This is a genomic window from Photobacterium swingsii (assembly GCF_024346715.1).
Taxonomy (GTDB): Bacteria; Pseudomonadota; Gammaproteobacteria; order Enterobacterales; family Vibrionaceae; genus Photobacterium; species Photobacterium swingsii.
In genome coordinates this window covers 932457-946604 of the sequence record NZ_AP024852.1, presented here as the reverse complement: position 1 = coordinate 946604, position 14148 = coordinate 932457, and the positions used below count along the sequence as shown (strand labels likewise).

The 14148-nt window shown below is 44.9% G+C and carries 17 protein-coding genes; 3 read left to right on the top strand and 14 right to left on the bottom strand.

Annotation, left to right across the window (positions count from 1 at the left end; all coding sequences use genetic code 11):
• Window positions 1-309: 309 nt before the first annotated feature.
• Window positions 310-1548, top strand: coding sequence for an outer membrane protein transport protein (locus OCU77_RS04680; RefSeq protein ID WP_048898635.1), 1239 nt, complete (start codon window positions 310-312; stop codon window positions 1546-1548).
• A gap of 74 nt (window positions 1549-1622) precedes the next feature.
• Here the strand turns inward: OCU77_RS04680 and OCU77_RS04675 are convergent, their stop codons facing one another.
• The 10 genes from OCU77_RS04675 to ccmA all read right to left on the bottom strand — a co-directional run bounded on the left by OCU77_RS04675 (window position 1623) and on the right by ccmA (window position 9624).
• On the bottom strand, window positions 1623-2459 hold the full coding sequence (locus tag OCU77_RS04675) for an MlaA family lipoprotein (protein WP_144414902.1): 837 nt from the start codon (window positions 2457-2459) through the stop codon (window positions 1623-1625).
• A 74-nt stretch (window positions 2460-2533) separates the two neighbouring features.
• Complete coding sequence (ccmI, locus tag OCU77_RS04670; RefSeq protein WP_048898634.1) at window positions 2534-3748, bottom strand: c-type cytochrome biogenesis protein CcmI; 1215 nt, start codon at window positions 3746-3748, stop codon at window positions 2534-2536.
• Complete coding sequence (locus tag OCU77_RS04665) at window positions 3748-4260, bottom strand: cytochrome c-type biogenesis protein (RefSeq protein ID WP_084711781.1); 513 nt, start codon at window positions 4258-4260, stop codon at window positions 3748-3750. Before OCU77_RS04665 ends, ccmI begins: the two co-directional genes overlap by 1 nt.
• Complete coding sequence (locus tag OCU77_RS04660) at window positions 4260-4814, bottom strand: DsbE family thiol:disulfide interchange protein (RefSeq protein WP_107302330.1); 555 nt, start codon at window positions 4812-4814, stop codon at window positions 4260-4262. The genes OCU77_RS04665 and OCU77_RS04660 overlap by 1 nt, the downstream gene beginning before the upstream one ends.
• Window positions 4814-6799, bottom strand: coding sequence for a heme lyase CcmF/NrfE family subunit (locus OCU77_RS04655; protein ID WP_048898632.1), 1986 nt, complete (start codon window positions 6797-6799; stop codon window positions 4814-4816). Before OCU77_RS04655 ends, OCU77_RS04660 begins: the two co-directional genes overlap by 1 nt.
• Window positions 6796-7281 (bottom strand): cytochrome c maturation protein CcmE, encoded by a 486-nt coding sequence (gene ccmE, locus OCU77_RS04650; RefSeq protein WP_048898631.1) that lies wholly within the window; start codon window positions 7279-7281, stop codon window positions 6796-6798. Before ccmE ends, OCU77_RS04655 begins: the two co-directional genes overlap by 4 nt.
• A complete protein-coding gene (ccmD, locus tag OCU77_RS04645; protein ID WP_048898630.1) occupies window positions 7278-7484 on the bottom strand; it encodes a heme exporter protein CcmD in 207 nt (68 codons plus the stop codon). The genes ccmE and ccmD overlap by 4 nt, the downstream gene beginning before the upstream one ends.
• 7 nt (window positions 7485-7491) lie before the next feature.
• Entirely contained in the window at window positions 7492-8223 is a 732-nt protein-coding gene (locus OCU77_RS04640; protein WP_048898629.1) for a heme ABC transporter permease, read from the bottom strand.
• Window positions 8224-8299: 76 nt separating this feature from the next.
• Window positions 8300-8968, bottom strand: a complete 669-nt coding sequence (ccmB, locus tag OCU77_RS04635) for a heme exporter protein CcmB (protein WP_094955879.1) — start codon at window positions 8966-8968, stop codon at window positions 8300-8302.
• 5 nt (window positions 8969-8973) lie between these two features.
• On the bottom strand, window positions 8974-9624 hold the full coding sequence (gene ccmA / locus OCU77_RS04630; protein WP_048898628.1) for a cytochrome c biogenesis heme-transporting ATPase CcmA: 651 nt from the start codon (window positions 9622-9624) through the stop codon (window positions 8974-8976).
• A 108-nt stretch (window positions 9625-9732) separates the two neighbouring features.
• On the opposite strand from ccmA, the gene OCU77_RS04625 reads away from it, so the two are divergent.
• On the top strand, window positions 9733-10590 hold the full coding sequence (locus OCU77_RS04625; RefSeq protein WP_048898627.1) for a hypothetical protein: 858 nt from the start codon (window positions 9733-9735) through the stop codon (window positions 10588-10590).
• A complete protein-coding gene (locus OCU77_RS04620) occupies window positions 10587-10883 on the top strand; it encodes an EscU/YscU/HrcU family type III secretion system export apparatus switch protein (RefSeq protein WP_048898626.1) in 297 nt (98 codons plus the stop codon). Before OCU77_RS04625 ends, OCU77_RS04620 begins: the two co-directional genes overlap by 4 nt.
• A 15-nt stretch (window positions 10884-10898) precedes the next feature.
• Here OCU77_RS04620 and OCU77_RS04615 read toward each other — a convergent pair whose 3' ends face one another.
• Genes OCU77_RS04615 through OCU77_RS04600 form a run of 4 tightly spaced genes read right to left on the bottom strand, consistent with a single transcriptional unit; the run spans window position 10899 to window position 14139 of the window.
• Window positions 10899-11330 carry a DUF2802 domain-containing protein gene (locus tag OCU77_RS04615; RefSeq protein WP_048898625.1) on the bottom strand — a complete coding sequence of 144 codons (432 nt, stop codon included), beginning with the start codon at window positions 11328-11330 and terminating at the stop codon, window positions 10899-10901.
• Window positions 11330-11821, bottom strand: coding sequence for a chemotaxis protein CheW (locus OCU77_RS04610; protein WP_048898624.1), 492 nt, complete (start codon window positions 11819-11821; stop codon window positions 11330-11332). Before OCU77_RS04610 ends, OCU77_RS04615 begins: the two co-directional genes overlap by 1 nt.
• Window positions 11822-11843: 22 nt before the next feature.
• The gene (locus tag OCU77_RS25200) at window positions 11844-13370 is read right to left on the bottom strand and encodes a chemotaxis protein CheW (protein WP_315972514.1); all 1527 of its coding nucleotides are present in this window, start codon (window positions 13368-13370) and stop codon (window positions 11844-11846) included.
• Entirely contained in the window at window positions 13360-14139 is a 780-nt protein-coding gene (locus tag OCU77_RS04600) for a ParA family protein (protein WP_048899783.1), read from the bottom strand. The genes OCU77_RS25200 and OCU77_RS04600 overlap by 11 nt, the downstream gene beginning before the upstream one ends.
• Window positions 14140-14148 lie beyond the last annotated feature (9 nt).

Genomic DNA, 14148 nt, shown 5'->3' with positions numbered 1-14148 from the left:
TTTTTATTCATTTTAGTTATATTAACCATTAATAAATATGCACTTTTCTACAATTTCATTGAATTAACTTTTTAACCATCGCTGACTTTCAGCGACGCACTGTACGCTCAACCCAGCCTTTATGGGTACACGTGTACGCTGAAAACACTCTTTCAAAATGTAAATGACTGAAAAAAACACCAAGTATTTCTAACTTCCTCACTAAATTGCCGTTTATTCATCCAAAAAAACGAAAAAACGCATTTATAACTTAAAGCATTTACTCTAAAGAGTATCATTTGTATAACTAATTTCAGCGAACAAGTTATCATGAAAAAGAATAATATCACTCTAGCTTTAGCAGCAGCCTTAACTTTTGGTGTAAGCACAAGTGCAACAGCTGCAGGTTTCCAACTTGCAGAATACTCAGCAACTGGTCTAGGTCGTGCGTTTGCAGGTGAAGCAGCGATGGCTGATAACGCAGGTGCACAATTCCGCAACCCAGCTATGCTTACCTACCTTGAAGGAACACAAGTATCAACAGGTGCTATCTACGTTGATCCAAACATCGATGTAAAAGGTGAGTTGAATGTTGGTAAGAATATCCCAACTGAAGCTAAGGACATTGCAGGCTCAGCAGTTATTCCTAACTTCTACTTATCTCACCAATTGAATGACCAAGTATTTTTAGGTTTAGCATTTTCAACTAACTACGGCATGGAAACAGAACTGGGTGGCGACTTTAAAGCAACACAGTACGGCAACCAAGCGAAAGTGCACTCTGTAGAAATCAACCCGAATATTGCTTACAAAATTAACGAGCAATTCAGTGTCGGTGCGGGCGTTCGTTACGTAATGGGTGAAGGACACTTTGGCGCTGCAATGGGTGGCCAAGACTTGAAATACATGGAAGGTGAAGACAATGCATGGGGCTGGCAACTAGGTACAGCTTGGCAGATCAATGATGACAACCGCATTGGTTTCAACTACCGCTCAGCGGTTGACCTAAAACTAGAAGGTGAAGCGTCTGGTTTAGTCTTTGACATGATGGCTAAACAAAAAGGTGGTAGCTACACTGGCAGCATGGATCTGACACTACCAGCGACAGCAGAGCTAGCAAGCTTCCACCAGCTAACCGATCAACTTGCGATACATGCGAGCTTTAACTGGACCGATTGGAGCAGCTTCGACAAGCTAGAAGCCAACATTGATGAGCTAGGTACACAGCACATCAAAGATGAGAATTGGGAAGATAACTACCGCTTTGCAATTGGTTCAACTTACCAACTGAACCAAGCACTAGTACTACGCACGGGTGTGGCTTACGATACCTCGGCTGTTAACGATGACAACCGCACTCAAACGATCCCAGAAACCGATCGCCTATGGCTAAGTGTTGGTGCTGGTTACCAAGTGACTAAAGCCTTCACCCTAGATGGCGGCTTCACTTACATCTTCGCGAAAGATGCGTCAATGACAGAATCTGAAACTGGTCTACCGGGAAGTTTCTCTGGTGAAACCACAGGTAACGTTTGGCTATTAGGTGTTCAAGCAAGCTACCGCTTCTAAGACCAAGCACAAATAAAAAGAGAGTGCTGATTAGCACTCTCTTTTTTCATTTAAGCATTCCGATAAATCAGCAATCAATAATCATCAATTTCATCTAAGAACTCATCAGAGAAGGCTTCTTCTTGTGGTTCTTCATCAACCGAAGCACCACCGGTTGCTCTAAAATTCTTATATTGGATGTAAGCATCACGGGTAAAGATATACGGATCAGGGGAGTCATCCAATATGGACTCTTGCGGTACAAGAGCTGCACGTTTCTCTAGCCCCTCCAACGCCCATTTACCTGCACTTTGCCAAAACGTCAGTAAGCTCAGTGGGAAATAAAGCCCATCAACAATGTCACCCGTTCCTTCCCGTAAAGTAATCGGTCCGTAAAGTGGCACCATAAAATAAGGGCCATTACCTACTCCGTAATAGCCTAATGAGTCACCGAATTCACGCTGACCAGGCGATGGAATATTTGCAGCGGTTGCAATATCAATCAAACCACCCAAACCAAATACGGTGTTAAACCAGAAACGATTAAAATGCGTTGCAGCATTTTCAGGGTTCAGCATTATCAGGCTATTAACCATACTAGCTGGTTCTTCAAGGTTAGCGAAAAAGTTCGCAAGCCCAGAACGAACAGGCACAGGTACATAATCCACGTACGCAATGGCAGCAGGACGCGCAATATAAGGATCTAGATAGTTGTAGTTTAGATTCCACATTGTTCGGTTGATACCTTCAAAGGGATCGTACACTTGGCTATCTAGTGCTATCTCAGCCTCATAATCAATGTGCTCAGCGACAGTTACTTTGTTAGTTTCAGTAACATCAGCTGTGGATTGTTCAGGCGTGTCGGCACAGCCCACGAGAGACAATGATAAAGTGCAAGCCACCAACGATGTTCTAACTGTTTCTTTTAACAAGCTTTAAATTTCATCCATAAAAAAGCAGACTCAATAATAGTATCGAGCCTGCTCCATATATTCCAGTTTTGTTATTAGTATTGCTGATTAATTTTTACTTCTACGCTACTTCCAAGTTCAACCGGCTGACTCTCGCCATACCAATCACCTTGTTTAGTCATTACGTTACCATCAGTATCAATACGCGCCTTCACCATCAATTTAGATTGAGAAGACAACAAACGCTCTGGGATCATGCTATCGTTATCATCTAGCGTGATTGTCATCGGAAAACTGCCAGATAACGGTACACGGCGGGCAGCGATTGGCATTGGTGAGCCATTCTCATCATGTGCAGAGATGATCAACAAGCCCTGCTGAGGCATTTGAACGTTAGGGGCAATATCAACCGTTACAGCCACTGATTTCGCCGTCACACCTTTTGGCGATAGCTGCGCTTGGGCACGTTCAATACTACGATTTAGCATTGGTGCTCGCGGGTCATCCGGCGAGATCAAGTTCTTCATCATAGTCCAGTACGAGATTGCTTGCTCAAATTTCCCATCTTCAAACGCATCAAATGCTAGTAAAGACATTGCACGAACATTGGTATGGTCACGCTTTATAACGGATTTCAGTAGGTAACGAACAAAATCAACCTGTGCAGGGTCACCAATCATCATCAATGTCTGCGCATAACCCAACTGAGTTTCTGTATCATCTGGGTTCAGATCATACGCACGCTTCATTGCACTTTGTGACGTTTCTGCATCACGGTTAGCCATACCGACACGACCTAGTAGCAACCAGCCCGTTGCATCATCAGGTGTTGCATGCAAGCGTGTACGAAGGGCTAACGTCAGGTCATTCATTTCCTCATCGCTCATTGGGTTTTCAGCATCCCCCATCAAGCGTTGGGACAACTCAGGTAAACGCGCCGCAACTTTTTGCCACTCATCAACTTTATTGATATTACCCACGCTAAAATACATACCGTAGCTAATCATGACCATCACTAATACACCAGGGATAATCAAACCTGCTGACATATTGGTTTCGTGCGGGTCTTTTTGTTCAGTAACATCATCAAGCAGTGATTGTTGAAGCTCAGTCACAAGATCACCTTGCTTTTCAACAATGCCTTCACTTGTTTCTAGCTCAATTTCACGCACACGGTCTTGATAAAAGGCTTTGTTTAGCTCATCGCGACTGGCAACTTCATCTTCTTCTTTGCCCGAATAAATCGGTACCACGAAGACTGCAACCGCAATCAGGGTCAAAACGACTGTGGCAATCCAAAACAACATCATTATTTTTTCACCTTATCGTCTTTATTCTCAGCTTGTTCCATTTCAGCAAGCAGCGATTTAAGGCGCTGTGCTTCTTGCTCATCTAAATCCACAGTCTGCTCTGTGTTATCAGTCACTGTGGTGCGGCGAGAGCGCATCACCAACACAGTGAAACCAATTGCGATAAACAATAAAGGACCAAGCCAAAGAATAATCGTCGATAGCATCACTGGTGGTTCATAGGTTACAAAATTACCGTAGCGAGCAATCATGTAATCGACAATATCTTGCTTTTCTTTGCCTTGCTGCAACATGTCATAAACTTTCTGGCGCATATCTTGCGCCAGCGGAGCCTCTGAATCTCCAATAGTATTATTCTGACACTTAGGGCAACGCAAGGTTGCCGTTAGCTCTTGGAAGGTTTCTTCTTGCTCAATATTATCAAAGCTATGCACTTCAATCGCTGCATATACAGGCAAGGCCGCTGTGAATACCAACAATATGCTGGCTAGCAGAATAGAAAGGCGCTTCATCATCCTTTCGCCTCCTCAAGTAATGCTTGATACATAGGCTGAAGTGTTTCTGACCAATTACGTGGGTTTACATCGCCCACATGACGATAGCGAATAACCCCATTAGCATCGATCAAGAAAGTTTCTGGTGCACCGTACACCCCCAGATCCATCCCTAACATGCCGTTACCATCAAACAGACTATGAACATAAGGGTTACCCAGTTCATTCAGCCAGTTAACCGCTTTTAAACGATCATCTTTGTAGTTCATACCAACAATTTTTACACCGTCAGCAGCCAGTTCATTTAAGTACGAGTGCTCGGCATAACAAGTGGGACACCAAGTTGCCCATACATTAAGTAATAGTGGCTCACCTTTGAAAATGTCTTGCTCGTAAAGCTTGCCCGCTTCAACTAAATCTTCCAATTTAAACTGCGGAACAGGTTTACCAACGAGGACAGATTCTAACTTAGTTGGATCGTCCCCACCCGCATTACGGGTTAGCTGAACAAGGAACATGACAGCAAGTCCAATGAACAAAGCTAGTGGAATAAATAAGATCTTTTTATTCATCAGTTCACCTCTGCTTCTTGTACATTACTTGATGCTGATTGCTTCGCTTTTTTGCGGAAACGGTAGCGTTTATCGCTGATAGCAATTGCGCCCCCTAACGCCATTAAGGTTGCACCGAACCAAATCCAGTTCACAAATGGCTTGTAGTAAATACGCACAGCCCAAGCACCGTCGTCCCCCAGTTTTTCACCCATAGCGACATAAAGGTCACGGGTAATACCACTGTCGATAGCCGCTTCTGTCATCATAGAACGCGCTACACTGTAGAAACGTTTTTCAGCATGAAGTGTGGTGACACGCTTGCCCGACTTAGTAATATTGAAGTCAGCAATATAACCATCGTAGTTAGGACCATCGGCATCACGAACACCAGCAAAGTGGAAGTCGTAACCTTCAACATTGATGGTTTCACCCGGTGCCATACGCACATCACGCTCAAGATCGTAGTTAGAGACAAGTGCAATACCAATAACGGTAACCGCCATGCCTAAGTGACCTAGCACCATAGCCCAATGGCTACGGCCAAGCTTACCAAGACCTGTCATTAAGCTGTGGCGATGTGTTGCTCGCTCATACAGTTCGTAACATTGCAGAGTAATAATCCAAACAGCCATTGCGACGCCTAAAGCAGCAAGTGCATGGAACTTATCCGTCAGAAGGAATACAGAACCAATAGAAAACGGCACTGTAATTAACGCTGAAATAATTAATGGCTTTTTGATGCTCGACATCTGGTCACGCTTCCAGCGAACCAATGGGCCTACACCTAAAATGAAAGCAAATGGGATCATCAACCACGTAAACAAAGTATTAAAGAATGGTGCGCCGATAGAAACCGAGCCCAAACCAATTTGTTTATGTACCAGTGGTAACAAAGTACCGATCAATACCACTAATAAGCCAGCAACTAACAATAGGTTATTGGCAAGCAGTAGATTTTCACGTGACAGTAAGCTGTAGTTACCACGAGAGCGGATTTGACCACCACGTAGTGCATAAAGCAGTAACGAGCCACCAATAACAACCACTAAAAAGCCTAAAATGAACATGCCACGTGCAGGATCAGAGGCAAAGGCGTGAACCGAAACCAATACACCTGAACGAACAAGGAAAGTCCCGAGTAGGCTCAATGAAAATGCAGAAATAGCTAACAATACAGTCCAAGCTTTAAAGGTGCCGCGTTTTTCTGTCACAGATAGCGAGTGCATTAATGCCGTACCCGCAAGCCATGGCATGAATGATGCGTTTTCTACTGGATCCCAGAACCACCAGCCGCCCCAGCCAAGTTCGTAGTAAGCCCACCATGAACCTAGTGCGATACCCAGAGTTAAGAAAGACCATGCAGCAATTGTCCAAGGACGAGACCAGCGAGCCCAAGCGGTATCAAGACGACCTGTCATTAACGATGCAATTGCAAATGCAAATGCAACAGAGAAACCCACATAGCCCATGTAAAGCATCGGCGGGTGAATGATCAGACCTGGATCTTGAAGCAATGGATTAAGATCGCGACCATCAACCGGGAAGTAAGGTAAGGTGCGCAAGAATGGGTTTGAAGTCACAATGATAAACAGTAAGAAGCCTACTGAAATCATGCCCATAATCGCTAATACACGCGCCACCGATTCTAACGGCATGCCACGGCTCAGACGCGCCACAGCAGAAGCCCAACCTGCTTGGATCAATACCCAAAGCAGCAGTGAACCTTCGTGTGCCCCCCAAACTGCGGTAATACGGTAGTACCAAGGCAGTAAAGAGTTCGAATTACTTGCTACATATGTAATCGTAAAGTCGTTGCTATAAAAGCCCCAACATAGAATAACAAACGAGATCATCAGCATACCAAACACACCATGTGTCAGTGGTCGTGCTGTTCGCATCATCGCTTGATTTCCTGTCGCTGCACCATAAAGCGGGTAGATGCTCGCAAGCACCGACAAGCCAAGCGCAATGATCAGAGCAAAGTGCCCTATTTCAGCAATCATTGTGTACTACCTTGCTTTTGTTCTTTTGAATACTCAAGTGGCGCATGTGTTTTTTCCATTGCCGCAGCAACTTCAGGCGGCATGTATTCTTCATCATGCTTCGCTAACACTTCATGCGCTTCAACAGTTGTAGGGTTAACCAATACACCCTGAGCAACAATACCCTGACCTTCACGGAACAGATCAGGCAAGATACCGTCATAGGTCACTGTGACTGACGGACCAATATCTGCCACATCAAAGCTCACCTGTAACGACTGAGGGTCACGATTAACAGAACCCGCAACGACCATACCACCTATACGTAAACGCTGACCTACTTCTGGCTTGGTGCCATCAGGTTTGCCGTTTACAAGCTCTGTTGGGGTATAGAACAAGTCCATATTTTGGTTCAATGCATACAGCATTAAACCAACAGTTGCACCGAGGCCAACGACCAACGCTAACACTAAGGTTAAGCGCTTTTTACGTCTCGGGTTCATAATGTGTTCTCCAGTTTTTTCGCATCTTCAATACGCTGCTCACGCGCAATTTTGTTTTTAAGCTCCGCCATTAAGCGGCGCTTTTTTTGTAAACTAGACAATAAGATCCAAAGCATCGCAAGGAAAGAGATGCCGTAAGCGCTCCAGACGTAAGTGGCATAGCCACCCATAGCTAAAAAGTCGCTAAATGATTCAAAATGCATACTTTCCTCACTTTACTAACTGACGGACCCAAGGGCGATGGCTTTCTCGTGCAATGATTTCACTGCGCAAACGAACTAATGTCACCGCACCAAAGAAACATGCAAAGCCGATAATGTTGAGCAATAGCGGCCACAACATTGAGCTGTCCATCGATGGTTTATCAAATTTGGTAATGGTTGCACCTTGATGCAAGGTATTCCACCACTCGACTGAGAAGTGAATGATTGGCAGGTTGATCACACCAACAATCGCAAGGATACCCGCTGCTTTTGCTGCTGTTTTTTGATCATCAAAGGCGCTGTACAGTGCGATAACGCCAAGGTATAAAAATAGAAGAATCAATTCAGAAGTCAGGCGAGCATCCCATACCCACCAAGCGCCCCACATAGGTTTACCCCAAATAGCCCCTGTTAACAGTGCAATAAAGGTAAACACAGCACCAATAGGTGCCATTGCAGCAGCAGCCATGTCTGATAGGCGAATTTGCCATACTAAGCCAATGAAAGCGGCAATCGCCATCGACATGTATGCGCCCATTGACCAGATTGCAGCCGGCACGTGCAGGTAAATAATACGGAAACTATCGCCTTGCTGATAATCACTCGGCGCGTAGGCCAGCCCCCAAACGGAACCTGCGATAATAGATATCAATGCGATAACGGAAAACCAAGGTAACAACTTGCCGCACAGGCGGTAGCAGTTTTCAGCTTTTGCGTAGGGATGTAGCCACTTCCACATAAATCAACTCTACTCAGTCTAAATGTAACAGTTATAAATATAATTATATTACTCACCGCAACCACGAAGGCTGCAATCAGTTCACGCTAATTCTCAACGATGCAGCAACCGCAAACGGCGATAATGTTGCTGATGCGACCAACATGGCCCCCATTAGGGCTAATTGGCCATTGTATGGCATACCTAAACTTGCAGCATCTATCGCTGAGGTTGCAAATATAAGCACAGGTATATACAGCGGCAATATGAGCAAACTCAATAAAACGCCACCTTTGCGCAATCCAACAGTTAATGCTACCCCGATTGCGCCTAGAAAACTCAACGTTGGTGTACCAATTAACAGGGTCAGCACCACCGCTTTCCACGTTGCCCAGTCCAATGACAGTAAAATCGCCAGTAAAGGGCTTATGATTAATAGTGGCACACCCGTTAACAACCAGTGTGCTAACATTTTCGCTAATGCCAAAACCGGTAGCGGTGTTGGCATTAACATCATTTGTTCTAATGAACCGTCGGCATAATCGTCACGAAACAAACGCTCAAGTGATAATAGCGCCGCTAATAGTGCCGCAACCCAAACAATCCCAGGTGCTATACGCGCTAGTAAGTTAGGCTCTGGCCCTATCCCTAATGGAAATAAGGTAATCACGATAATAAAAAACCACAACGGGTTAAAAACATCAGCCTGACGACGAAAAGCGATTAATAACTCTCGACGAATAACCTGAGAAATAGCATTCAACATTCGGCTTACTGCCCCAATTTTATTTTTCTTAGTTGATCACTGTCTGTAAACATATCTTGGTGTGTCGTCAGCAACACAATGCCGCCTCGCTGGGCATGTGCTAAAAACAAACGCTCTAAAACACGAACACCTTGTTTATCAATCGCTGTGAGGGGTTCATCAAGCACCCACAATCGATGATTACTTATCCATAGCCTTGCCAAAGCAACGCGTCGTTGCTGCCCTGCAGAGAGCTGTCCCGCGGGGACATCTTCACGCCCAGCCAAGCCAACATGCGCTAATGCTTGCCACAAGGCATTTTCACCAGAAACCTGCGCATGACCTTCCAATGGCGAGTCACCTACTTCGGTGTGCATCGCTTGGAAAAACGCTAAATTCTCAAACGCTGTCAGTTCACGTTTAACACCCGTTTGGTGCCCTAAGAAGAGCAACTCTTGGTGAAATTCTTCACGGGCACTGAGAATGTCTTCTTGATTCCAGCAAACCTTGCCTTCATCTGCATTCCCTAACCCCGCAATAATACGGAGTAACGTGGTTTTCCCCGCACCATTATGGCCCTCGATCTGCACTAACTCACCGTTTTCAACGGTAAAAGTTAAGTCATCGAACAGTACCCGTTCATCACGAATACAGCTTAGCTTTTCTACTGACAACATACGAAATGATGTATCCTAGGTGACACAATTAAGCACGCATATTACCACACTGGGCCGACATATTGTTAGCGACCCAGTTATCTAGATTACTGATGAAGGTAAGTATTTGTGAACCCTGTACACATCAACAAAACGTTAATGGCTATAGTACCTAGCGATAGACAAGTCAATACAGATAAAGTGCAATTAAACACTAAAGTAATTGATACAAGTCAACCAGTTACCACCAAAGTAGTACAACAAACAACCCAATCTCAGCTCCATCAGTTATTAACAAACTTACCGGCTCTGCAACGTTTCGTTGCACTTTTGTCGTCACTTAATGGCACGTTAACCGCACCGCAAAACTTGACTCAGCAAATCTTCTCTCAGCTTCTTTTGCCGAAGAATCAAGCAGCAATGATCCCTTGGCTCCAACAAGGTGCGGGGCAATCAGCAATAAAAGTGCTCCTTCAACAGCTATCAACACCTAATAGTACGCTTAATCTATGGCTATCCGATCTCTCAACGCATGAGCAAAATGAATTTAAAGCCTTGCTTCGATTAGCAGCCGAACAGCGACTAGCACTGAGTCCTCAACCTGATACTGATATACTGAACGTATTACAACTGCACTTAACTCAGGCGCAAGGACGAGAAATCAAACTTCATGTGTGGCGGGAAAATACGAAGAGGAAACACAAAGAAAATGAGAAAGAGGACACTTGGCATATCAACCTCACTCTCCCTATTGGTAAGAGTGAATCTTTAATCACCAAAGCAGTGTGGAAGAATGAACAATTGAATTTACTGTTCAGTAGCACTTCACCGCAACTACTCCAACGTACAGAGCTACTTGCACCGCACCTCACTCATCGAATGCAATCACTCGGCATCGCAACATCAAACATTACTTTCAAACAAACAAGTAAAGCGTATGATTCCGGTGAAAGTGCGACCTACACAGGACTGATCGCTAAAATATGAGTTATTCAAAGCATGCTGTGGCGTTGCATTATGACGGCCGCACTACCCCACAAGTAACCAGTAAAGGTGTTGATCAACTTGCCGAGCATATTATCGAGCAAGTTAAGCAACAAGGTGGGCTGATCCACGAAGATCCGGTGCTATTGGAGTATCTAGATAAACTCAAAGTCGGTGACACAATTCCAGAACAACTCTACGTCATCATTGCAGAGCTGATCGCTTTTTCATGGTTCATAAACGGAAAAACCCCTCCCGGCTGGGAAGGGTCTGAAAACATCAATACTGTCGTATAACAACAAGCCGTATGATTAGCGACGACGGGTTTGTGATATTTGTTGTAAACGCATTAGCAATTCAGCTTCTGCTTTCGGCAAATCACACTCTTCCATCAGTTCGTTGATATCGGCACCTAACTCAACCATTTTGTTGGCTCGGCTGTACAAGCGCCCATCAGGGTCTTGCATGGATATCTCACTTTGGCGGTCTGCTAACGCTTCTTGATGCTCAGCGATTTCGGCCATTTTTTGACTCATACCCATAGTGCCTACACGCAGTTCATTAAACTGCTTAGTAAGGCTTTCATGCTGCTGACGTGCATTTTTGGCTACAAGCTCCATCGCCGAAAATTTAGCTTCTAACGCCAAACGGGCTTTTCGCTCACGACCAAGCAGTACAAACAGTAATACAAGCGCAATCAATGAGATACCTAGAGGTAACCATTGCATGACCAAATTTAGCATTATAGGTACGCCATCTCGTCCCATTCGTCATCACTAAGCAGCTTGTTCAAATCAACAAGGATCAATAGCTCGCCATCACGGTTGCTCACACCTTGAATAAACTTAGCACTTTCTTCAGTACCAACGCTTGGCGTTGTGTCGATTTCAGAGCTACGTAGGTAAACCACTTCCGCAACACTATCAACCAAAATACCAATCACTTGCTTTTCTGCTTCAATAATTACGATACGCGTATTGTCAGAAATCTCACCAGGCATTAAGCCAAAGCGAGAGCGGGTATCAATAACCGTTACAACATTACCACGTAGGTTGATAATACCAATTACGTAGTCTGGCGCACCTGGTACGGGTGCAATTTCAGAATAACGCAGTACTTCGCGTACCTGCATTACGTTAATACCGTAAGTTTCATCTTCCAGCTGGAAAGTAACCCACTGTAATACTTGATCGCCGTCTTCTTTTTGAATTTCGGCTACACTAACCTGCGACATGCTGTTTCCTCTTTGGGCCTACTCACTGAATACCCTTAACATCTAGCCCAGCGTTGAGCATTTTGATAAGTTCTTCGACGTGAATTAGAGCACACATTTTTTCTTTAACCATTCCAGCAAGCCAAGGTCGTTTCCCAACCTTTTCTCGCCAACGAATACTCTGTTTTGTTAGCGTTTCAGTACCGTGGAGCTTATCACATGCTAACCCCCACTTACTTTCACCCAACATGACGATATAGCGATAGTTTTCTTTATGTTCGTCAGAGCTTAACTTTTCTGGCATTACCCACCGTGCGGTATCAACAACATCATGTTGCTGTTCACGGTTGGTTAATAAACCAAGATACCACTCTGGACGGCCTAGCAGACGGTTTAAATCGCCCATCTGATGGATACCGCCCAATTCTGTTAACGACACTGCAAATGTCACTCCACTGGCTTCAAAAAAGAGCGCTTGGAATTCATTGCCTAACTGTGATTCTGCCGTTTTTTCTGGCGGCACATCACTACCAGCTTGTGTCGATAACTGAGATTCAACCTCATTGTTGACCGCAAGGTTTACAAGCGTGTCAGTTGCAACTGAAGGGGCGACCTCCACTTGCTCGATAATTTCTGGCTCTGGCTCTGGCTCTGGCTCTGGCTCTGGCTCTGGCTCTGGCTCTGGCTCTGGCTCTGGCTCTGGCTCTGGCTCTGGCTCTGGCTCTGCAAGCATAACTTCTTCTTGCGCTGCCGCAAGAAATTCTGCTTCAGTTATGCTATCAATCAAGGCATCGCTGTCTTGTTGAATCGCCGTTTGCATGTTGGCCATTTGATCAAGTAGGCGTTGAACGCCTTGCATGTCCGGCTGATTATGCTCCATCACTAACGGCGTAAACGATGTACCTTTGCTTACTTCAACGCGTTGGGCTGATGGTGCCCAATTTGATGCTTGCGACTGGCTATGCTGTGTCAGTGAAAATGATGACACCAGTGATGGTGATACCAGATCATCATTTATCTCCGAGTTAACCTCAGACTGTTCCAACGCAGAATCGGATAATCGCGACTGTGTCGCTAATACTTCTTCATCGTCGTGGTGCGTGTTAACCACTTGGTCGTCTTCAGACTCATCTGCGCTTTGCGTCAATTCTATGGTCGAAAAGTCATAATGCGTACTACTGCTTGACGACATTTCTAATGCAAGAACATCAACAAACTCATCTAGGCTATCGACCGTTTTTGAATTATCTTCACTTTTTTGATCGCAATTAGTGATTAAACCATCAACTTTGTCAATCTCGGCCAGTGACGCTTCTGTTGATTGCCCCGCTAACTCATCGGTATCTGACAGTTGTGCCGGCAATTCATCGGTAGATTTCGCATCAAGCGCGCTATCCCGCTCTTGTGTTTCAGGTACGCCCTCTTGAGGCTCAACCGTTTCAATTTCGCTTTCAGAGGCATCACTTTCGACAGTCGGCGCTGGTTCAAGCACCTCTTCTGGCTCAATCAACAAATCAAAAAAATAATCGTCCAGCGCTTGTTCACTGGATAACCGATTCTTATCGCTCATCTTGTTCTAACCGCAGGAGATAATTTAATAATGTTTTATACGCGAAGACACCACGACAGCTGCGTGCAAAGTATGACGGTGGCATATGCTTGATGCTGGCATCACGGAACTTGGTATCGATTGGCACCGCCGATGCCCACACTTGCTCTGGAAAACGTACTTTAAGCTCTTGTAAAGTCTGCAAAGATGCACGTGTTCGCTTATCGTACATAGTCGGTACTATGGTTACTTTGAACCCATTAGGCTGCGACTTTTGCATGATATGCAGTGTACGCATCATACGCTCTAGCCCTTTCATGGCCAGAAACTCAGTCTGTACCGGGATCAAGATACGGTCACTTGCCGCTAACGCATTCACCATCATCACGCCAAGAATTGGAGGACAATCGATCAATACATAATCATAATCATCTGCCAAGCTACGCAATGCTTTTTTAAGCACCAACCCCATACCACCACGGCTTCCCATCACACGATCTAGTGTCGCTAACGACATATGTGCAGGAATAATATCAATTCCTTCATATGCCGTTTGCATGATGAGCGGCATCACGGTGTTACGGTTAATATCAGTAAGCTGGAACAGATCAAATAAGCTCGCAGGCACATGATCTGAGTCGATGTTCAAATAGGTACTCAACGAAGCGTGCGGATCGGTATCAACCAACAAGACACGCTTGTTTCGCTCGCTAAGTAACCCAGCAAGCGAAACGGTTGTCGTTGTTTTACCAACACCACCTTTTTGGTTAGCTATGCTCCAAACTAACACGTGGTGCTC